Origin of the sequence: Solibacillus sp. FSL K6-1554, assembly GCF_038005185.1 — a bacterium.
GTDB lineage: Bacteria > Bacillota > Bacilli > Bacillales_A > Planococcaceae > Solibacillus > Solibacillus silvestris.
The window spans coordinates 2,714,517-2,735,243 of sequence record NZ_JBBOSS010000001.1 but is presented as its reverse complement, the minus strand read 5'-3'; the positions used below and the strand labels follow the sequence as shown (position 1 = coordinate 2,735,243).

The window sequence follows — 20,727 nt, the reverse complement described above, 5'->3', positions numbered from 1 at the left end:
ATTGAGGAGGTATAGAAATGGAATTTAAGGATGGATCAATAATTTATCCCTTGCCGGACGATACTTTACTTTCTGAAAAGGAAGGTAAGTGGAGAATAAATTTACCAGAAACGTATAAAGAATTTATAAAAAAATATAATGGTGGTACTCCTATAAAGGATAGTTTTAAGTGTAATAGCCATGTTTATGCGATTGATAGGTTTTTATGTATTTTAAAAGTAACCGGGGAAAGAGATGATGAGTATTACGATATAGGAGTAGTTAGAACTCAACTAGACGAAAGAATTGTTTTTGATGAAAATTTAGTAGGTACTGAACTGCTACCAATAGCTGTTTTATTTGCAGGTGACTTTGTTTGTTTAGACTATCGTAACAATGTTGAAGAGCCTGTTGTATGCGTTTGGAATCATGAAGAGTCTTCAGATTTAAATCCTATAACATATATTGTAAGTAATAGCTTTGAAGAATTTCTAAATATGTTAACAGAATAGATACTTTTTGGTAGATTCTAACTCTTGATAGAATGCCAGTAAGTTAGTCACACTTATTTAATTAACCTCAAGCACTTGATTGTCTACTATAGACAACAAGTGCTTTTTATTTTTTTGTGAGAAATTTTTGTATTGAACAATTTAAAAAGATTCTATGAAATTCATAGCTCATGAAGGTAGTACATTCAAGACATTCTGTTTTAGTACTTTGTTTGTGAAAATAATAAGATAATTAGGAGAGTTAACATTTTACATGTCAAGAGGACTTTGATACTGCAAAACCTACAAACTAACGGACCATGGACAGGTAGTAAAAGAAGTGAATCCAGCTCTTTCATACGCTGAACGAAAAAGCCATATGACCACGCAAAAGAGTGATAGCTGGGATGCAGAATGTGTGGTACGTATATTGGTAAATAAACTTGATCAATTGCCAGACGTAAAACCACATGATTTATATTGGTCGATACAACAGTTGGTTTCAAGAAGAAATGCATTAGCAAAAGCTCAAGGTGCTTTAAAGAACCAATTACAATTTCAATTAAGCCACCATTATCCAAGCTATAAGAAGTTTTTCTCAGAAGTAGATGGAAAAACAGCATTGGCGTTTTGGGAACGGCACCCTTCACCATCTTGTTTAGAAGGTGTGAGTGTAAAACAGTTGACCACCTTTTTATTAAAAGTGAGTAACAATACTTGTTCGGTGAAAAAAGCGAATGAAATATTGAAGCTAGTGAAAGAGGATGGGAATACAACAAAAGAACATCAAGAAACACTAGACTTTCTTGTGAGAAGTATTGTCCGAGACATTTCTTTTGAAAGCAGGAAATGTGTTATGTGGAAAGAGAATGAATTAAAAGAGTTAATGAACTTACAAGACTTTCAACTGCACTCCATGCCAGGCATAGACCTTGTGACAGCTTCCGCTTTAATTGCGGTGGGACGTGAACACGCTAGCTGATAAAAATGCTTCGGGTCTTGATAAAGGTATTGCGTTAGCATCCTTCATCCCGATAGGAAAAGTTTTGAAAATCCCTAAAGCAATTGATAAAATTGTTGATAGTAACGTGGGTGAGGTTGTTAAGAAGAGTGATGTAGATGAGGTTGTTGGTAAGGGGAAGGGTGATGCTCCAGTTCCTACCAAACCAGGTGGTGGTAGCAATCCTAAAGACTTTGTTAACCCACATTCTGAAAAACATATGTTTGAGCCAAGTAGACCATCTACTCCTAATAGGTCACAATATGGTGAAGATGTGGATGTAGCCAAGTTAAGGCAAGAAACAATGACTAATCCTGATAAAGCTTATTCAAACTGGCCAAATCCTAACAATCCAAATCCAAACAAAAAAACTAAGTATTATAAAGAATTTGACGGAAATATCAGTACACCTGATACACCGACAGGGAGTCATAGGGTATTTGAAAATCTTGTTGATCCAACCAGAAGCTCACATTTTCCATATGTTCCAAGAAAATAACTATTAAGTAGGTGAAATACTTGAGTAATATGTTGTATCATGCATATTTACCTGAAAATCATGAACATCATGTTTCGCTGGAAGAAGTCATGAATGGTGGCATTAAATATTCTACTAAGTCTAATAATAGATATAGTAATGGTGGTAGAGTAAAATTTGAGATAACAGAACTATTAAAACCCTCCAATGCTCCTGCCTGGCTTAACTTTAAAGAAGCAATAGGTGTTGATCTAACCAATCGTTTTTCAAATTCTTTTGGCTTTCCTATATTTACGGATAAAATCTTAGTATTTGATGGTGATATTTCCCTTTCAATCTATGACCAAGCATTCTATGAGGATTTGAAAGACTTTGATGAGGAAGCTTTAAATTTTGATACTGGAGAAACTATTGAATATTGGCTAAAACTATATTGGAAAAGTATGATGACACTTGAAGACTATTTAATAAAGAGGTCTTATCCAAAGCCAGAAGTATTAATTTTTGAATCTGTTCCCAAAGAAATTATTCAACTATGTGAAGAATAGACTTGTACACCTTGATTGGCTAATGCCTTTCAAGGTTTCTTTTTATGGAGGGCTGCGTTAGCATCCTTCATCCCAATAGGAAAAGTTTTGAAAATCCCGAAAGTAATTGGTATGAAGCAACGAAATAAAAAAGTCGTAAAAGAGCTTTCATCTACAGTCCCAACAGTAGATGATATGAAAGAAGAGGGGAATGGTTTTCTTAATTTCTTAGGAGATATAGGAAGTGGCGCTACAAAAGTCGAAAAAATTTTTTTCGATTTCTTAAAACTTCTTGGAAAAAGGCTTTAGAATCAGGCAAAACAGTTGAAGTTAAAATTGAACCTATTTATAAAGTTAATTCTTCCCGTCCTTCAAAATTTGAAGTTGAATACAAAATTAATGGTAAGAAGTATGAAGTTAATTTAAGCAATTATAATGGAGGTAGTTAAATTTGGAGACAAAACAGATGGAAGTCATCTGCCAAAAGGTAGCTAATATATTTGTTGAGATGATACCAGAAGAATGGGAAAAGATTTTATTATATGCTGAGGTAAGAGAGGGGTTTTCTCAAGTATTTTTTTATTACTATCCAGTAAATCAGGAACAACCGGTATATAGTTTAGATATTGTTGATGTGTTTAATATTGATAAACCTCTGCATAGAAAATTAAAACAAGAACTGTATGACTGTTTTGAAGAACTTTGGAATGAATTTATGGTTCAAGACCAGGAACAATGGACAAGTTTAACATATATTTTGGATAACATGGGGAGAATGAAACTTAATTATGGGTATGATGACATTTCAGAAATTAGTCTAGACGAGAAACAGGATAAATGGGAGGCTGAATATTTAAAGTAATAACAGTAGGTTTATTACTTTAACTTTTTTACTAACTGAGCACTTAATTGTCTGGCACTGGGGACCGTTTTTGAGACAGAAAGAAAACCACTATTTAAACAGCCGTTGCCGGTATTTTACCGGTGACTGGTTGTTTAGTTTCGTTTGAATATGGATATTGTTATAATAATCTATATACTCTTCGATGATTCGAGATACACAAGCATTCGTCGTGCTGTGGATTCTATCGAGGTAGAACGTTTCCGAATTTAGTGAGGAGTGAAACATTTCGATAGGGGAATTATCAACTGGCGTGTCTTTATGGGACATGCTCATGGTAATTCCTTTTTCTTTGACTTCCTTTTGATTCTCATATATGTCAAGTTTATGGGAAATAACAAAAATGGAAAAGCAAAGTTTGAATTCGTAGGTACTAATAATAACGGAGATATTACGACCTATCATACTCAGAGTGGCAAAAAAAGAAGGATGGGGGACAAAATACCCTTTAATTATGAATGAGTTGTATAATGACATACTAAATTGGGATGATGTTTCTGTTGCAAAATCTAATTTAAATAAATTGAACAGAAATTATCAAAACACTCTCAAGAACATGTTATATGGGATATTGATGATTTATCACAAGAACCTCCGTGGGGGGATAAAATAAGTTCCAAAGTAACTAATCTTGCGAACTATTATGCAACAACTGATGGGAAAACATTCTTTGAAGTGATACGAACAGCGATGGATATGGCAGAAGAAGATAAATGTGATTTGAAAATTCATAAACTATAATTTTTTTAAACCATGGGACGCTATCCCATGATTATTTTATGATACGGAGTGTCAAATACATCACTCTTTATTCTGATAGTAAAGCTAAACTTTATAAGCCCAATTTGAGGCTAAGAGTTTCTAGATGAACACAATAATCCAGACCATTGCTGACCTAAATTGCCATCTTCAAGCCTTAAAAGTAAAGACTGACCGACGATTATTTCGGATATAAAAATTGTGAAGATGGATAAGGAGGTTTACTTTGAGTATTTCTAATGAGAATAAAATAATAGCAAAGACAGCTCTACATGCTTTAGGGGGTAAACCTTGTGTCTCAAAATACTGGGACGAAAATAATGTCAGTAACATTGATATACTTTCAACAGTTAATAGACCATTTGACGGTGTATCATCATACTCAACTATTGGACTATCTGACCATTCAATTGAATTGACTGTTGAAAAAACGCCTTTGCGAATAGAAATAGTTGGCGCATTAGCAACAGATTATAAGCAATATCCTAATATATTGGCAAGCTGTGCATTTTGTATTATTAACTCAAAATTTTCAGTTTCCCATGGTTCAGTATTTCGAGATATAATAAAGACGTATTATCCCAATACTGAGATGAAACATATATTATTTGTGTCACCTTTCTTGTGGGAAGATTTAAATACACTTGAATTTCCAAATAAAAAAGTGGCTTGGCTGCTAGCTGTTCCAATATCTGAGAATGAATATCTATTTGCTCAAGAAAAAGGAACAGATACATTAGAAGAATTATTTGAACAGGAAGAGATAGATATCTTTGATTTAGAAAGAGAATCAATATTGTAATTTTCTAGTTTATTGACCTTGATTGACTACATTGTCTTTCAGGGTTTTTGTATTTTTTACCCAATATTTGAATCGAAAATTCCTAAGACGATTATTTGGATATTCTAGAGAGATAGGAAAAGTTTTGAAAATCCCGAAAGCAATTGATAAGATTGTAGATAGTAACGTGGGTGAGGTTGTTAAGAAGAGTGATGTAGATGAGGTTGTTGGTAAGGGGAATATAAAGCATTTACCAAGAATAAAAGAAGTTGAAGTTAATTTTAAAAGAAATGATAAACATGACTCCGAAGAATTTGCAAGACAATTGAAAGACCAAGAAAAAGGTATGAATGAACTTACAGTTGATGAGTATTTGAAAAATCGTGAGAAGTATATTGAACAAGGGCGTGCAATTGAAGGTAACGCTGCCCAACAAGCAGCTCGAGAAAAAGCATTAAATAAAAAGATAGAAGAATTGTTCGAAAATGGTATGTCATGGGAAGAAGTGGAGAAAAATGCAAATAGTTGGTTGAAATCGCAAGCAGCCCTCCATAATCCTGACCAAATTGCTGGAGGTAAACCGCTAAATATTGGTGGTATGGGAGATAAAAGAATAAATTCATCAATTGGATCACAATGGAAGTATAGAATTGATATTGTCGATGAACAAATAGGTGAACTAACTAAATCATTGACATCTGATCAGCGAAAGAATACTTATTTAAATGTTAAGCTTACACATTAGAGGAGGTTAACAATTTGAGCTTAGTTAAAGATTTTAAAAAAGTAAGTGAAGTTGAGGAATATACAATTAATAAATATAAGAATATGGTTCCAGAAGCTTTAATTGAAGTATGGAAATCATATGGGTATGGTACAATTATGAATGGATACTTAAAAATAATAAACCCTGATGAATTCAGCTCTTTAGTAAATGAGTCTTATTTAAGAAGTAAAGGGACAATACCTATTTTCAGTACATCCATGGGTGATCTAATACTTTTTGAAAAGGATGAAAATCAAGAATCCTATATTGTAACAATAAACTACCGAAAAGGTAAAACAAAAGTTGTAGCTTCAAAATACTCCTTGTTTCTTAGATTTTTAGAGGAAGAGGCTTTTAGACAGAAGGCTTTAGATTGGCTTCCTTATCCAGAAGCAATAGAAAAATATAATGAACCAGAGTATGATGACTGCTTTGGCTATACACCTTTGCTAGGTTTAGGTGGAGCAGAAAAAGTAGAGAATCTAAAAAAAGTCAAATTGAAGGAACATATTCGTATTATTACTGAATTTATGGGTCCAGTGCAGTAATGTAAAGGAAATATGGTTAGAGTTAACTATGAGCACTTGATTGTCTATATTAGGCGACGAGTGCTTTTTTATGTTTTCAATATTCATACCGATGTTAACTTCCTGGCAGAACAATGGCAGTCATTCGATAGTCAGAATCCGTTAATGATTGCACGGGCCTATCGTACGCAATCGTTGGATCAAGTGATTAATATGAACCCACTATTTGATCCTGGAGGAATCGGAGGGGCGAATCCTTACAGACTTTCGGGTATTTATCTAACCGGTCAACAGCCTTTAGGTACTTTCGGTCTCAGCGGCGCAATGGTTTCAACAAATTTCGTTTCATTTATGAAGCAAAAAGAAAAAGAAGTCGCAAAAGAGCTTACCGCTACAGCCACAACTGTAGATAATGTGAAAGATGAGGGGAATGGTTTTCTTAATTTCCTAAGAGATGTCGGTAGTGGCGCTACAAAAGTCGGAAAAGGTTTGTTGGATTTCTTAATATTGGACGATGTGAACACGCTAGAAGATAAAAATGCTTCGGGCCTTGATAAAGGTATTGCGTTAGCATCCTTCATTCCAATAGGGGAATTTTTGAAAATACCGAAAGCGATTGATAAAATTATAGATAGTAACGTGGGAAAGCTGAAGAATTAGGTTATAAGCCACAAACAAAAGAATTTAGTGACTTTATCAAAAAATAGGTTAATCCAAGAAATATTCCATCTTCAGTTATTGAAGACGCTATAATGAATACGAAAAAGACACCTGGTAATAGAAGATCGTTTGTTCATGAAGCAAAGGATGTCAAAGTAATTATAAAGAATCAGACGATGTTATTACAGTTATACCGAAATAATCAATAAAAGGATGAAGACGAATGTTTATAAAGTATGATGAGTACGATCTATTAGAACTTTTTCAAAGTGAGCCGGTTAGTATATCGGGTAATATAGATGATGGAGAATTAATTTATACTTACAAAGATGACCAAAATTTCAAGGTGATTTTAACCTGAGATGTATATCAACAAACGAGTAGTCTAACCATTACATTTAATGATTCTATAGTATTTTCAGGTGATTTAAATAATGTATCAAGTATAAAAAAAGATGGCAAAGTTATGGTAATAAATGTGGGGGGAGATGAGAAATTAAAAGTTAAATTTTATAAACAAGTTGGAGTGGAGTTACTTTAAATTGGCATATTGTATTTCTTAATTGAGAAGTTAGTTCGCGAAGTAGTGTGTTGGAAACAACGGCTAACAGATCCTATAAAACAAAGAGATAGAGTAAATAAATGCATTCCAAAAAGGGCGAATCAATAGACGGAGGTGAAATAATTGTTATTAGTACCTAAAGCACTTGAGAATATTATTGTCGGTGTATTAATTAATAATCATTTCAAATGGTATGTTTCCAAAAAAGATATTTGGTTTTTAGATAGAAAAAAACTAGAAGAGGCATATAAAAAGAAATTTAAAGAAATGGGAATTGCATATACTGGTCCTTTTATCGAAGAAGATGATGAAAGGAAAGGTATAGATATATTAGATGAGGATTCATATGCAGAATTTGCTCTAAGAATTGCAAAGTATGCTGTTTCAGCAAAAGAATTAAGAGAAAGACTTAAATTAAATTTACTTACTGAAACGAAAGAGGACACTTTTTATAGTTTTATGCCTTCTTTATTCGTAAATTTCGATAAAAGAGAGCTGTACTCCCTTTATTCAGAACCAGCTTCCTACGAGGATTTTGTACCTGAAAATTGGACAGGACGCTACGAAGATTTTTTATCATACATAGATAGAGCAGAAAAGTACTGGTATGATGAAAATGAGATTGTCCTATTAAATTTTGAGGGAGGCAGTTGCAATTGACTGCTTCTTTTTTGTTATCCATAATTATTCGGACAGAAAAATGAGCGCCGGTAAAAGGGTAAGTAAAACAAAAGCCGAATTCGCTAAGAAAGCGAATTCGGCTTATTTGTGCACAACAATAGCTGCCTGGTGGAGCCACAGACGGTCATGAATCGGCATACCTAAACCATGATCCAGGATTTGAATGAGCTTTATCATTTGAACATTGAGCTTTAAAAGTTAAGAGCTTTGAATTTTGATATTTCAGCTTTGACCTTTATGCTTTGAACTTTTCTATTAAAAATTCATCTATTAATTGTAGGTTGAGTGACTGTTTGGTTGTTTCAACTCGCACACAGTCAAAGCACGAGCGCCGATCCGTTTACTGTTTTCGCTACGCTATGCAAATTATTAGTTAGATCTCAATAAATGTTGTGGCGTTTGATTCTGATAATACAGCGTCTACTTCTGACTCAAATTCCTCGATTTTTGCTGCAAGCTCGTCAATGGTTTTCTTTACTTGCATCGGGTCGATCAATTCATATTCATTGCGCTTCATAAAAGTATCGGTATGAAGCTTCACTTCGTCTGAGGATGATTGCTTTTCCTTGCTGCCCAAAATATTAATCAGGTAATTTTCAAGCTTTTCTGGAAGGGCCTCATTTGCAGCTGTTACTTCGTCGATTGCTTCAAAATATTGGCGGCGTAGATGATTCAGTAAATCCTTCTCATATGCAATTGATTGTTTACGTTCAATTGCTTCAGCCACTGTCATCTCATTTGCTCCAATTTTAACGATTGTTTTAGCATTTGATTCAACAACGAGTGCTTTTAGTTTATTGCGGTATTGAATAAGGCTTGTGACTTTGTCATACGAACCTTGCATTTCTTTTTTGTATTCATCAATTGACATGCCTTCAATTTTTTCGTTGCTTTTTCGGTTTGCTCGAGCCAGCACTACGCGGTACGTAGCCGATTGGATCCGTTCACCAAGCATTTTTAACTCAGATAGTGCACGATGCAGCGATATTCTTTTCGTCTCCATGATGAACCTCCATACAATAAAAATTTAGTAGATTCTACTATAACATAATGTTGCTCTCCATTTCATCTATATAGGGAAATATTAGGGGATAGAGAAAGTGTTTGACGGAAATAAATCCGTTTTCTCGAAACGTGTTAATAATCATTCCCCCCATTCATATACTTTCCTATTGATGATTTTATTGAGGGAGGAGCTTTGTGGAGATTTTCGTAAGACCGGGTGATTCCTTTTGGTATTATAGCCAAGTTTTTAATCTTCCTTTTCAGCTGATTCTTGATTCGAATCGGAATCTGAATGCACAAACCCTGATGCCCAACCAACCCGTTCAGATTCCCGGTTATGTGACAAGTCAGTATACGGTTCAACGGGGAGATACGGTTTGGTCGATTGCACAAAGAATCAATATGCCGATGGATGCGCTTTTTCTGCTCAATCCGGTACTCAATCCATACGTACTTCAGGTTGGTCTATGGTTGCGGTTGCCTGTTCGTGTAACATGGAGAGTTGTGAATGGTGAACAGAATTACGATTATAGGACAATGGTGCAGGATATTCGGTCATTGCAGGCAATCTATCCGTTTATAGCAAATAAGCCGATTGGCAATTCCGTATTGGAAAAAGAAATTCCGGGGCTCACGATTGGGAACGGGCAGAAACGTGTTCATTTTAATGCTTCTTTTCATGCCAATGAGTGGATTACGACGTCGATTGTCATGACGTTTCTTAATGATTATTTAATTTCGCTAACGAATAATGCTTCAATACGAGGCCTATATACATTGCCATTGTATAATCAAACGAGTTTAAATATTGTGCCAATGGTAAATCCCGACGGAGTGGATTTAGTGCTGAACGGACCTCCGGAAGATGAAACAATCCGCAATAAGCTTATTGAATGGAATGGCGGCAGTACTGATTTCTCTGGTTGGAAAGCGAATATTAATGGGGTTGATCTGAACGACCAGTTCCCTGCTGAATGGGAACGGGAAAGAGAAAGAAACCCGAAAACGCCTGGGCCGCGGGATTATGGTGGGCAAAGTCCGCTATCGGAACCGGAATCCATTGCAATGGCCGATCTGACAGTAGAGCGGGATTTTGCTCGGGTTTTGGCTTTCCATACACAAGGTCAAGTTATTTATTGGGGATTCATGGGATTGGAACCTCCTGAAACAGAACAGCTTGTCAATGAATTTGCGAGGGTAAGCGGATATGAGCCTGTGCAGACAATAGAAAGCTATGCGGGTTACAAAGACTGGTTTATTCAAGATTGGCGCCGCCCCGGATTCACCGTTGAACTGGGGCTTGGAACGAATCCTTTACCGATCAGCCAATTCGGTGAAATTTATGAAGAAGCATTAGGGATTTTTTTAAGTGCATTATATATGTAAATAAAGTCCCCCCGTTACGTCCTTAGAGGTAACGGGGGAACTTTTATGAATCCCTCAAGGTTTCATCAATTTCAAGGATGCTTTGCTTTAGCTCATCTAGTTTGGATTTATTCTGCTCGACAATATCCAAATGCTCCTGTCTTTGCTCTGCATTGGCAAGTGCATTTTCGGTACGTTCCATTGAATTAAAAGCATGTTCCACCGCAAATTCCTCCGGGTGGGACATTGCCTGTTTTACTGCACGTTCTGTTCGTTCAACGGAGTTGGATAATAAAGTAATCGGGTGATTTTGTTTCCAGCTAGGTGTACCTGAACTTTTTTTAGCCACTGTTCCTCATCCTTTCTTGCGAAAATTGACTGATTCACACGTTTAGTATTGGTGGATGCAATGATTCCATACGCGGAAGAAATTCGGAATTGTTAGGAAATGTGTCGATATCAATTTTTATCTTTATAGGGAATAACTGCAGCAAGTACAGCCATACTAAAATTGATTCACTTTTAAACATAGGGAGGCGGAACGAATGGATAAGAAGGGTTTCACAGATCCAAAATCTAAGAAGATCCACCAAAACTGGGCGAGCGACAAGCATCAAAAGTCTCAAATCAAAGGGGAAACAGAGGTAACTCTGCATAACCAGATTTTGAGAATTAATGCGAAGGCGAGACAGTTCTAACCTTTGTCTTGAAGTAAATCAGGCCTTCATTCCAGTACATACTGGAATGAAGGCCATTTACATATCAATACATTTTTCTCTTTCCTTTTTTTGCTTGCTGATGGAGCTCGGTTAGTTCATTCGCAATTTCTTCCTTTACTTTGTTTGGTGCAATTTTCATGTTTTTCGGTGTTTGCGGTAATGATTGTTTATTCGTTCCTTTACTTTTACTATCATCTCTGCCCATTTAAATGCTCCTTTCAATATTGGTTCCTTCTTAATATGGCTTTACAACTTTTTTTCATTACAAAAATTGAGGAAGCCTGAAAAAAGCATAAAACCTCCTATCCTGAACACATTAAGGCAGTAGGAGGTGATAAAATGAGCAAAAACAGTAAAGAAACGATGAATACGCGAACACATAATCCTTTTTCTACCTATAAAGAATTACACCGAAATACAACAAGTCACAACCGGAATCCGGAAGATAATACAGCGGAATTTGCCGAAGAGTTCGATTCGAAATTAAAAAATAAAAATAATAAAACAAACCATGATAAAAACCAGCAATCCAATAAAAAGTAACGGATAAAGAAAAATGAAAAAGCCTCGCTACATAGAATGTACAAGGCTTTTTCTTATATAGCTGAGCAATAGGTAATGCTAGCCCATATAAACACTTTCACATGTTCCTGCTATAGGCTCATAGAAACAATGCTGTTTAAATTGACCTGTAAATGGTTGATCGTACCAAGTAGGAGGACATGGGCCGGATGGGTTAAAATACCAAAGTGCATATTTCGCCGGATGGTCTCGCCAATAGTCCAGCGTCTGTCTTGCTAATCTTCTTTCAGTCTCTCTAGCCCTCTGATAAAACATGTTTCCTTTTTGTACCGCCTCAAAAGAATAGTTATTGCCCTGTACTTGGAAAATAACCTGCTCGATTGTTCTCACATCATTAAAATCCAGGCATGAAGCAACAGCTCGGTTCACAATTACATTTCCGACATACAGCATCCCTTGTTTTCCTTCACCTTCAGCCTCAGCCCGCATCATTCGTGCCATCAAATCCACATCGGAATCCCGGTATTTTACTCTTGGCATTTTTTCACCTCACAACTATAGTATGAAACAGTCAACCTGGTTGCGCATATGAATGAATGAAAATGTATAATATTGTTTTTTGTCATGGTTACTTATATATTTCTAACCTATCTTTCCGCATTAATACGGTATATAGTTCATAAATTAGTACATAGGAAAAGGAGGACGGACAATTCAAATTCATGTAGTACAACCGGGAGAATCATTGTGGGCAATCGCACAGGCTTATGGAACAACGGTGCAGAGTTTAGTGGAAGCCAACCAAATTCCGGAGCCGGCCCGGTTAGTGGTCGGGCAAGCATTGGTCGTTCCATTGAAAGGGCAGTATTATATTGTACAGCCAGGGGATAGTTTATGGTCAATTGGTCAACGTTTTCAGGTGAATTATTTAACGCTCGCACAAGCAAATGGCTTGAATCCAGATGCGTTGCTGATGATTGGCACCTCATTGTATATACCGGAACCAACTAAAAGGTCCGCAGAAATTTTGGCATATGTAGAACCAAGAGGCGATGAAATAAGTGATACGCTGCTCGACCAAGTTCGGGAGGCAAGTCCTTATTTAACGTATTTAGCTATTTTCAGTTTTGAAGCAAGACGGGATGGTTCATTAAAAGCGCCTACAATTAACCCATTACCGGAAATTGCTGAACAAAATAATACAGGAATAGCAATGGCAATCACTAATCTCGAGGATTATCAGTTTAGTGCTGAGCTAGCACGTGATATTTTCCAAAGTGTTGCTGTTCAAAATTTACTGCTGGACAATATCATTGCTGAAGCAAAGCGTATCGGAAATATTTCGGATATTCATTTTGATTTTGAACGGATTGCACGCGATCAGCGGGAAGCTTATAATAATTTTCTCCGAAGAGCTGTCGAGCGTATGCATGCGGAAGGATATACCGTTTCTACCGCATTGGCTCCAAAAACGAGAGCCGATCAGCCGGGGGAATGGTTTATGGGCCATGACTATAAGGCGCACGGCGAAATAGTGGATTTTGTTATGTTGATGACATATGAATGGGGATATTCTGCTGGACCTCCAATGGCCGTTTCTCCGCTGCCGCAAGTCGAACAAGTAGTACAGTATGCATTAACAGAAATTCCTGCAAATAAAATTTTACTTGGGCAAAATTTGTATGGTTACGATTGGACATTACCTTTTGTACAAGGAGGAGATTACGCAGAAGCGATAAGCCCGCAACGTGCAATTGAAGTGGCCAAACGCTACAACGCGGCAATCCAATTTGACTATACAGCACAGGCACCCTACTTTAACTATTATGATGAGCAAGGGCGTTCACATATTGTCTGGTTTGAAGATGCGCGTTCGATTCAGGCGAAGTTCGATTTAGTAAAGCGATTAAATTTGCGCGGAGTCGGCTATTGGAAGCTCGGTCTGCCATTCCCGCAAAATTGGCAGCTCATCGGGGCTAATTTTAATGTAGTGAAGAAATAGCAAAAGGAAAGAAAGTCAGATGAAAAAACATCTGACTTTTTGATTGTCATCTAAATTAAGAAGGAGATTTTATTGAAGCTGATGAAGTATTAGTAGTAGCTGAATAAAAGGGGGATTATAGATGGGGAATATTCCGGAAATTTTACAAAACTTACGTATCCCAGTAATCGGGGCACCATTGTTTATTATTAGCAATCCGCAATTGGTCATTGAACAATGTAAGGCAGGAATAGTTGGGTCAATGCCTGCGTTAAATGCAAGACCGGCAAGCCAGTTGGATGAATGGTTAGCTGAAATTACAGAGGAGTTGGCCAGCTATAATGCCAAAAATCCGGATCAGCCGGCTGCGCCATTTGCCATTAATCAGATTGTTCATAAAACAAATGAACGTCTGGAACAGGATATGGAGCTTTGTGTGAAATATAAAGTTCCGATTATTATTACTTCACTTGGTGCACGTGAAGAAGTATTTGAGGCAGCACATAGTTATGGAGGCATCGTTTTCCATGATGTCATTAACAATCATTTTGCAAAAAAAGCGATTCAAAAAGGTGCAGACGGCATCATTGCTGTAGCAACAGGTGCAGGTGGCCATGCAGGTCAGCAAAGCCCATTTGCGCTCGTACAGGAAATCCGTGAATGGTTTGACGGTCCATTAGCTTTATCAGGATCAATCGCACGAGGACATTCGGTATTGGCTGCACAGGCGATGGGGGCTGATTTTGGCTATATCGGTTCACCATTCATCGCGACCGAAGAAGCGTTTGCTCGTCAAGAATATAAACAGATGATTGTTGATAGTACTGCAGAAGATATTGTATACAGCAATTTATTTACAGGAATCCACGGGAATTATTTGAAAGGTTCTATCATGAACGCGGGGATGGACCCGAGTAATTTAAAAGAAAGTGATCCTTCAGCAATGAACTTTAACGATAATACCGCAAAAGCCTGGAAAGATATTTGGGGCAGCGGGCAAGGAATTGGCGCGATTAAAGAGATTACTTCCACAAAACAATATGTCGATAAACTGGCCGAGGAATATGCTCAGGCTTATCAGGAACTGACTGGTAAAAGATCTGCAGTAACCCATCTACAATAGATGTCAGCGCATCATTAGTAACAAAATTTTTACTAACGATGCGCTATTTTGTGAATTTGTTATTGAACTATTAATTTCGTAATTTTGTGAATTCACTTGCCCGGGTCGAATTAATTTGTTACACTCTGGGTAATTAAATGCATTTGCGGGGGGACACAGCAGTGTTGAGAAGGTTAAAACCTGACCCTTAGAACCTGACCGTTAATACGGACGTAGGGAGCAAAGTACAAGCTATACATATGTACTTACTTTGGCTCCGCGTATATTTTACGTGGAGTCTTTCTTTTGCAAATACACAAGCATTTGATTTGCGGGGGGACACAGCAGTGTTGAGAAGGTTAAAACCTGACCCTTGGAACCTGGCCGTTAATACGGACGTAGGGAGCAATGAAAAGTGTATCTACACTTTTTGGGGACGTCTCTCTATATGTTGAGACGTCTTTTTTGTGCTTCCGCCAACAAAAAGGAGGAGTAACAATGGGATTTTGTGAAAAGGTAAGAAAAGAAACGGATTTTTATTGGGAGGCTAGCTTTTATCATCCTTTTGTACAAGGGATTGCAGATGGGAGTCTACCGCTTGAGAAGTTTAAGTTTTATATGCTGCAGGATGCGTATTATTTAAAACATTATACGAAAGTATTAGCTCTTGCAGCTGCAAAAGCGACAACGGATGATGATGTTCAATATTTTCTGCAAACAGCAAAGTTTATCCATGATGCCGAGCTTGAGTTACACCGTACAACGTTTAAAGAATTAGGTGTGACTGTGGATGATTTAGAACAATTCGAACCAGCACCAGCAGCCTATAACTATGTGAGCCATATGTACAATGCAGTGCATAACGGAGATGTAGCAGAAGCATTTGCGGCAATCCTGCCATGCCCATGGCTGTATCAGGAAATTGGGCAAAGATTAAAAGATGCATGCCCCAATATACCTCTTTATGAACAGTGGATTGCATTATATGCTTCCGAGGAGATGCTTCAAAATATTGAAGTACAAAAATCGATGCTAGATCGATATGCGAAAGAACAACCTGCAAAGCTTAAAGTATTACAGGAGCATTTTAAGAAAAGCTGTTATTACGAATGGATGTTTTGGGAAATGCCTTGGACGAAGCAAAGCTGGGAACAAGGAGTGTATGTAAATGAGTCTGCAAGCAATTTATAATAAACAACCATTAGTTCATTGTATTACCAACTATGTTGTCGCAAACTTTACAGCGAATGGCTTGCTGGCGGTAGGAGCTTCACCAGTAATGGCGGATGCAATAGAAGAAGTGGGGGAAATGGCTGCCCAGGCGAATGCTTTACTTTTAAATATGGGCACTTTGAATGAACGGACAATAGAGTCGATGAAGAAAGCAGGACTTAGCGCAAACATGCATAATACTCCCGTTGTCCTTGATCCAGTAGGTGTAGGGGCAACGAAGTTTCGAGCGGAGACAGCACAACAACTGCTCGATCGTTTAAAGATTAATGTAATCCGTTGCAATATTGGAGAAATGGCGGCTCTGGCGGGAGTAAATTGGGCGTCTAAAGGTGTGGATAGTGGCAAAGGAGATATCGATGTTGCAGTGACTGCCAAAAAGTTGGCTAATAACTATCAATGTATTGTGATCGTAACAGGAGAACAAGATGTTATTACTGATGGGAAAAGAGTGGAATTTGTAGCGGGTGGTCATGAAAAGGTGACAAAAATGACGGGGAGTGGCTGCTTGCTTAGTGCCTTATGTGCAGCGGTGCTTGCAAACAGTAAAGAACCGTTTGATGACTTAATGACGCTACTTAATGAATATAAACAGGCAAGTGCCAATTCTGTTGCAACTATAGGAAATTTCCACACAAATTTCTTGAATGAACTAGAAAATTTAGCGGGGGGACGAAAATGATTACATGTACGATAGCAGGATCGGATAGCGGTGGCGGTGCCGGGATTCAAGCCGATTTAAAAACGTTTCAGGAACTCCGTGTATTCGGTACATCAGTAATCACCGCATTAACCGCACAAAATACTGAAGGAGTGCATGGAATTTTTCCGACAACGGCTGATTTCGTTCAAGCTCAGCTAAAGGCAGTACTTCAAGATTTCGACGTAAAGGCAATTAAGACAGGGATGCTGTTTAGTGCTGAAATTATCGAAGCCATTGTGACTTTACTAAAAAATACGGATATTCCGCTTGTCGTTGATCCGGTCATGATTGCAAAAGGCGGTGCCAGTTTGCTAGAGCAGCAGGCAACAACAGCTCTTAAAGAAAAGTTATTGCCGCTCGCAACCGTTTGTACCCCGAATATACCGGAAGCGGAAATCCTGACAGGCTATAAAATACAAACGGAAAAGGATATCGCATCAGCGGCGCATGATTTATTAAGTCTGGGGCTGAAATGTGTTGTCATTAAGGGTGGTCACTTAAACAGTAAGCATGCGACAGATACGGTTTTCATTCGCGGGACGCAACCATTTAAAATGAAAACCGAGCGGGTGGATACGAAACATACTCACGGTACAGGATGTACATTTTCTGCAGCGATTACCGCGGAAATGGCAAAAGGCAGATCGATAGAGGCAGCCATAATAGAAGCAAAAAAATATGTGCAGCTTGCAATCCGTCATCCGCTTAATATTGGTCACGGGTTCGGTCCGACAAATCATTTCGCCTATCATGAACAGCGGGGGATGTGCGATGTCCATGTCTTTTGATTTGAATAAATATTTTGTGATGGGAACGGCCAATTGTAAACGCGAACCGTTGCTTGTTTTGGAAGAAGCGTTACAGGCAGGCATTACGATGTTCCAACTGAGAGAAAAAGGAAAAAATGCATTAAAAGGCGATGCGTATGCAGAGTTTGCCCGTCAATGCCAAAAGCTGTGCCAAACATATAAAGTGCCGTTTATTATTAATGATGATGTCGAGCTTGCATTAACATTAAATGCAGATGGTATTCATGTAGGGCAGGAAGACACCGGTATTAAACAATTTAGATCTTGCGCGAAAAATAAAATCATCGGTGTATCGGTTCATACGATGGAGCAACTCGAAATGGCCATTGCAAATGGGGCGGATTATGCGGGAATTGGTCCAATTTATGAAACTTATACAAAAGATGATGCGAGAGCACCAGTAGGGCTGACGTTACTGCAAGAAGCGAAATCTCAGTACCCCCAATTCCCGATTGTAGCAATTGGCGGAATCTCTGTAGAAAATAGTTTCATTGTTAGACAAACCGGAGTAAATGGAGTCGCCGTTATTTCTGCAATCAGTCATAGCGATAATATAAAAGAGGCTGTAAATTCACTGTAAGTTAAATTCTGTCATATAAGTACTATTTTGATTGGAATAACCTGTACCAAATTACTCTTTTCTACTATTCTGGCAATTTAGTATGATAGTTCTGTTATACACTACAGAATATGGGAGTGAAAGAAATGTTGAAAAAACTATCTGCATCAGCCTTAACGCTAACACTTTTAGCAAGTGGCATGTCAGCAGTTTCAGCGGCACCAGTCTCTACAAATGAAGATATGACACGTGGAGTGTTTGTGAAGGCCGTAATCGATGCATTGGGAGTAGAGGTCGGTACTGGTCAGACTGTAAAATTTCAGGATGTACCTGATTCACTTAAGCCTTATATTGAAAAAGCGGTAGAATTAAAGTTAATTAAAGGAAAAACTCCAACTAAATTTGCACCAGACGAAAAACTGACACGCACACATGCATTCCTTATTGCGGCAAGAGGATTGCAGGATAAGGAAACATATTCTGAAAAGGTATTGGATCAGTTTAAAGATGCAAATAAAATTGGACAAGGCAATCGCCAGGAAATGGCCAAAGCGGTAGCAACAGGATTACTGACAGGCTTTGAAGACGGAACGATTCGCCCGAATGATTTTGTAACAAAAGCACAGATGCAAAAAATTCTTCAGCGCTTTTTGGAAGAATACAGTCCGGTAAAGGCAAATACGACGGTTTCTTTACGTATTTTAGGAACGACGGATATTCACACAAATATTGTAAACTATGATTATTACAAAGATACGCCAACGAACAGTTTAGGTTTGGCAAAAACTGCGCTGCTAATCGAAAAGGCGCGTGAGGAAAATCCAAATACAGTGCTGTTTGACAATGGAGATGCAATACAAGGAACGCCACTTGGCTCGTATATTCAGTCAGTAACGAAATTAAAAGACGGCGAAGTTCATCCATCGATTGCTGCGATGATCGCACTTGATTATGATGTCGCGACATATGGTAACCACGAGTTTAACTACGGGTTGGAATTTATCGATGAAGTAACGGATGATGCCCCATTCCCGTATGTAAATGCCAATGTGCGTAATGCAACGACAAAGGAATTAATGTATGAGCCATATGTCATGATTGAAAAAGAAGTAGTCGATTCAAACGGTGAAAAAACGTTGATTAATATTGGGGTAACAGGTATTGTGCCACCTCAAATTTTAAAATGGGATAAAGCAAATTTAGAAGGAAAAGTAACAGTCGATGATTCCGTAGAGGCTGTTAAAACAGTCGTTCCGCAAATGAAAGAAGCAGGAGCAGATGTTGTCGTAGTACTTTCACACTCTGGTATGGGAGATGCTACACATGAAAAAGGGGAAGAGGATGTATCGTATTTACTATCTACAATTGAAGATGTGGATGCAATCATTACAGGGCATGCCCATGGCGTATTCCCTGGTAAAGTGGATAGCTCTATAACAAATGTGGATATTGAAAAAGGAACAATGAACGGCAAGCCGATTGTTATGGCCGGTAAATTTGGTAGCCATTTAGGGGTCATTGATCTAGAGCTTGAGAAAAAAGACGACTCATGGGATGTTACAACAGGAACTGGCGCGGTTCGTGAAATCGCAAAAGATAATGATGCTGTCAGCGCTAAGGTTGTAGAAAGTGTAAAAGAAGCACATGAAGGAACAATTAAATATGTGCGTCAGGCAGTAGGGACAACGACAGCGAACATTCACAGTTACTTCTCGCAAGTTCAAGATGATCCTTCTATTCAAATTGTAACGAATGCCCAGTCAATCTATGTGAAAGAAAAGTTGAAAGGTACAGCGTATGAAAACCTTCCTGTCCTGTCAGCGGGTGCACCATTCAAAGCCGGAACAAGAAGTGATCCGGAATACTATACATTTGTACCAAAAGGTGAGCTTGCAATTAAAAATGTAGCAGATTTATATTTATATGATAATACACTTGCGATGCTGAAGGTAACAGGTGCAGATGTGAAAGAATGGCTTGAAATGTCTGCAGGCCAATTCAATCAAATAGATGCAACAAAATCAGAAGAACAGCAATTAATCAACGCCGAATACCGTTCATACAATTATGATGTTATTGACGGTGTGACGTATGAAATTGATGTAACAAAACCGGCAAAATATGATGCAAGCGGAAAAGTTGTAAACGAACAATCATCACGTATTGTCAATCTGCAATATAACGGGAAGCCAATTGATGCAGCACAGGAATTTATCGTAGCGACAAATAACTATCGTGCGAATGGTACATTCCCAGGTGTTCGTAATGCGACTGCGGTTGAAATTTATCCGGATGAAAACCGTCAGGCAATTATCGACTATATTTTAGCCGAAAAAACAATTGATCCGACAGCAGATGGCAACTGGAAGTTCGCTCCGATTCCGGATAGCGTAAACGTTGTATTTGAATCTTCTAAAAAAGCAGTTGATGTATTGGATGAAAACAGCGCTATTAAGTATATTGGAGACGGTACAGACGGCTTTGGCAAGTATGGTTTAAAAACAAAATAATTTTAAAAATGCCTGTAGGCGAAGAATTCCTTTCTTCTGTCTGCAGGTTTTTTTGTTTGTTTTGAATGACTGTTACGAGTAAGAATTAATACCGGTAAGTAACTAATTTT

At 37.8% G+C, this 20,727-nt stretch carries 25 protein-coding genes, 4 pseudogenes and 2 riboswitches; of the genes and pseudogenes, 24 read left to right on the top strand and 5 right to left on the bottom strand.

Annotated elements, in window-relative coordinates; translation table 11 throughout:
* Positions 1-17: 17 nt before the first annotated feature.
* From MHB58_RS13645 to MHB58_RS13620, 7 genes and pseudogenes are all read left to right on the top strand, one after another.
* Positions 18-491, top strand: a complete 474-nt coding sequence (locus tag MHB58_RS13645) for an SMI1/KNR4 family protein (protein ID WP_008405100.1) — start codon at positions 18-20, stop codon at positions 489-491.
* Positions 492-780: 289 nt separating this feature from the next.
* Positions 781-1,428 (top strand): annotated as a pseudogene (locus MHB58_RS13640) (IS110 family transposase); the annotation flags it as partial.
* A 7-nt stretch (positions 1,429-1,435) separates the two neighbouring features.
* On the top strand, positions 1,436-1,969 hold the full coding sequence (locus MHB58_RS13635; RefSeq protein WP_014823211.1) for a hypothetical protein: 534 nt from the start codon (positions 1,436-1,438) through the stop codon (positions 1,967-1,969).
* Positions 1,970-1,989: 20 nt separating this feature from the next.
* Positions 1,990-2,496: a hypothetical protein gene (locus MHB58_RS13630; RefSeq protein ID WP_014823212.1), complete on the top strand. Its 507-nt coding sequence runs from the start codon at positions 1,990-1,992 to the stop codon at positions 2,494-2,496.
* 87 nt (positions 2,497-2,583) lie between these two features.
* Positions 2,584-2,784 carry a hypothetical protein gene (locus MHB58_RS13625; RefSeq protein WP_041865708.1) on the top strand — a complete coding sequence of 67 codons (201 nt, stop codon included), beginning with the start codon at positions 2,584-2,586 and terminating at the stop codon, positions 2,782-2,784.
* Positions 2,785-2,810: 26 nt separating this feature from the next.
* Positions 2,811-2,924 (top strand): hypothetical protein, encoded by a 114-nt coding sequence (locus MHB58_RS20340; protein WP_420066686.1) that lies wholly within the window; start codon positions 2,811-2,813, stop codon positions 2,922-2,924.
* A gap of 2 nt (positions 2,925-2,926) precedes the next feature.
* The gene (locus MHB58_RS13620; RefSeq protein ID WP_014823214.1) at positions 2,927-3,337 is read left to right on the top strand and encodes an immunity protein YezG family protein; all 411 of its coding nucleotides are present in this window, start codon (positions 2,927-2,929) and stop codon (positions 3,335-3,337) included.
* Positions 3,338-3,427: 90 nt separating this feature from the next.
* On the opposite strand, the pseudogene MHB58_RS13615 reads toward MHB58_RS13620, so the two are convergent.
* Positions 3,428-3,691 (bottom strand): annotated as a pseudogene (locus tag MHB58_RS13615) (IS3 family transposase); the annotation flags it as partial.
* 139 nt (positions 3,692-3,830) lie between these two features.
* Between MHB58_RS13615 and MHB58_RS20335 the strand changes: the two are divergent.
* The 7 genes and pseudogenes from MHB58_RS20335 to MHB58_RS13575 all read left to right on the top strand — a co-directional run bounded on the left by MHB58_RS20335 (position 3,831) and on the right by MHB58_RS13575 (position 8,091).
* Positions 3,831-4,117, top strand: a pseudogene (locus MHB58_RS20335) (Imm70 family immunity protein).
* Between the two features lie 244 nt (positions 4,118-4,361).
* Positions 4,362-4,937, top strand: coding sequence for a suppressor of fused domain protein (locus MHB58_RS13600; protein ID WP_014823215.1), 576 nt, complete (start codon positions 4,362-4,364; stop codon positions 4,935-4,937).
* Between the two features lie 124 nt (positions 4,938-5,061).
* Positions 5,062-5,661 (top strand): polymorphic toxin type 15 domain-containing protein, encoded by a 600-nt coding sequence (locus tag MHB58_RS13595; protein WP_014823216.1) that lies wholly within the window; start codon positions 5,062-5,064, stop codon positions 5,659-5,661.
* Between the two features lie 14 nt (positions 5,662-5,675).
* Positions 5,676-6,230, top strand: coding sequence for a T6SS immunity protein Tdi1 domain-containing protein (locus MHB58_RS13590; protein ID WP_014823217.1), 555 nt, complete (start codon positions 5,676-5,678; stop codon positions 6,228-6,230).
* Between the two features lie 60 nt (positions 6,231-6,290).
* A complete protein-coding gene (locus MHB58_RS13585; RefSeq protein WP_148271500.1) occupies positions 6,291-6,869 on the top strand; it encodes a hypothetical protein in 579 nt (192 codons plus the stop codon).
* A gap of 223 nt (positions 6,870-7,092) precedes the next feature.
* Positions 7,093-7,410, top strand: a pseudogene (locus tag MHB58_RS13580) (hypothetical protein).
* Between the two features lie 144 nt (positions 7,411-7,554).
* On the top strand, positions 7,555-8,091 hold the full coding sequence (locus MHB58_RS13575; protein ID WP_014823220.1) for a hypothetical protein: 537 nt from the start codon (positions 7,555-7,557) through the stop codon (positions 8,089-8,091).
* A gap of 394 nt (positions 8,092-8,485) precedes the next feature.
* Here MHB58_RS13575 and MHB58_RS13570 read toward each other — a convergent pair whose 3' ends face one another.
* Positions 8,486-9,115, bottom strand: a complete 630-nt coding sequence (locus MHB58_RS13570) for a hypothetical protein (protein ID WP_014823221.1) — start codon at positions 9,113-9,115, stop codon at positions 8,486-8,488.
* Between the two features lie 197 nt (positions 9,116-9,312).
* On the opposite strand from MHB58_RS13570, the gene MHB58_RS13565 reads away from it, so the two are divergent.
* The gene (locus MHB58_RS13565; protein ID WP_340735426.1) at positions 9,313-10,503 is read left to right on the top strand and encodes a M14 family metallopeptidase; all 1,191 of its coding nucleotides are present in this window, start codon (positions 9,313-9,315) and stop codon (positions 10,501-10,503) included.
* Between the two features lie 43 nt (positions 10,504-10,546).
* On the opposite strand, the gene MHB58_RS13560 is transcribed toward MHB58_RS13565, so the two are convergent.
* Entirely contained in the window at positions 10,547-10,831 is a 285-nt protein-coding gene (locus tag MHB58_RS13560; protein ID WP_008405110.1) for a hypothetical protein, read from the bottom strand.
* A gap of 196 nt (positions 10,832-11,027) precedes the next feature.
* On the opposite strand from MHB58_RS13560, the gene MHB58_RS13555 reads away from it, so the two are divergent.
* Positions 11,028-11,180 (top strand): YpzG family protein, encoded by a 153-nt coding sequence (locus MHB58_RS13555; RefSeq protein WP_008405111.1) that lies wholly within the window; start codon positions 11,028-11,030, stop codon positions 11,178-11,180.
* A gap of 64 nt (positions 11,181-11,244) precedes the next feature.
* Here the strand turns inward: MHB58_RS13555 and MHB58_RS13550 are convergent, their stop codons facing one another.
* On the bottom strand, positions 11,245-11,406 hold the full coding sequence (locus tag MHB58_RS13550) for a hypothetical protein (RefSeq protein WP_008405112.1): 162 nt from the start codon (positions 11,404-11,406) through the stop codon (positions 11,245-11,247).
* Between the two features lie 134 nt (positions 11,407-11,540).
* Here MHB58_RS13550 and MHB58_RS13545 point away from each other — a divergent pair, with 134 nt between their 5' ends.
* Positions 11,541-11,744: a hypothetical protein gene (locus tag MHB58_RS13545; protein WP_008405113.1), complete on the top strand. Its 204-nt coding sequence runs from the start codon at positions 11,541-11,543 to the stop codon at positions 11,742-11,744.
* Between the two features lie 78 nt (positions 11,745-11,822).
* Here the strand turns inward: MHB58_RS13545 and MHB58_RS13540 are convergent, their stop codons facing one another.
* Entirely contained in the window at positions 11,823-12,263 is a 441-nt protein-coding gene (locus MHB58_RS13540) for a cell wall hydrolase (RefSeq protein WP_008405114.1), read from the bottom strand.
* A gap of 205 nt (positions 12,264-12,468) precedes the next feature.
* On the opposite strand from MHB58_RS13540, the gene MHB58_RS13535 reads away from it, so the two are divergent.
* The 7 genes from MHB58_RS13535 (at position 12,469) to MHB58_RS13505 (ending at position 20,617) form a co-directional block, all read left to right on the top strand.
* Entirely contained in the window at positions 12,469-13,725 is a 1,257-nt protein-coding gene (locus MHB58_RS13535; RefSeq protein ID WP_014823223.1) for a glycoside hydrolase family 18 protein, read from the top strand.
* 121 nt (positions 13,726-13,846) lie between these two features.
* On the top strand, positions 13,847-14,827 hold the full coding sequence (locus tag MHB58_RS13530; protein WP_340735425.1) for an NAD(P)H-dependent flavin oxidoreductase: 981 nt from the start codon (positions 13,847-13,849) through the stop codon (positions 14,825-14,827).
* A gap of 137 nt (positions 14,828-14,964) precedes the next feature.
* A riboswitch (TPP riboswitch) is annotated at positions 14,965-15,063 on the top strand.
* A gap of 66 nt (positions 15,064-15,129) precedes the next feature.
* Positions 15,130-15,228: riboswitch (TPP riboswitch) on the top strand.
* 76 nt (positions 15,229-15,304) lie between these two features.
* A complete protein-coding gene (tenA, locus tag MHB58_RS13525) occupies positions 15,305-15,997 on the top strand; it encodes a thiaminase II (RefSeq protein WP_340735424.1) in 693 nt (230 codons plus the stop codon).
* Positions 15,975-16,718 (top strand): hydroxyethylthiazole kinase, encoded by a 744-nt coding sequence (gene thiM / locus MHB58_RS13520; RefSeq protein WP_340735423.1) that lies wholly within the window; start codon positions 15,975-15,977, stop codon positions 16,716-16,718. The genes tenA and thiM overlap by 23 nt, the downstream gene beginning before the upstream one ends.
* Positions 16,715-17,527, top strand: a complete 813-nt coding sequence (gene thiD, locus MHB58_RS13515) for a bifunctional hydroxymethylpyrimidine kinase/phosphomethylpyrimidine kinase (RefSeq protein ID WP_087615875.1) — start codon at positions 16,715-16,717, stop codon at positions 17,525-17,527. The genes thiM and thiD overlap by 4 nt, the downstream gene beginning before the upstream one ends.
* Positions 17,511-18,128, top strand: a complete 618-nt coding sequence (gene thiE, locus MHB58_RS13510) for a thiamine phosphate synthase (RefSeq protein ID WP_340735422.1) — start codon at positions 17,511-17,513, stop codon at positions 18,126-18,128. Before thiD ends, thiE begins: the two co-directional genes overlap by 17 nt.
* A 125-nt stretch (positions 18,129-18,253) precedes the next feature.
* Positions 18,254-20,617 carry a bifunctional 2',3'-cyclic-nucleotide 2'-phosphodiesterase/3'-nucleotidase gene (locus MHB58_RS13505; RefSeq protein ID WP_340735421.1) on the top strand — a complete coding sequence of 788 codons (2,364 nt, stop codon included), beginning with the start codon at positions 18,254-18,256 and terminating at the stop codon, positions 20,615-20,617.
* Positions 20,618-20,727 lie beyond the last annotated feature (110 nt).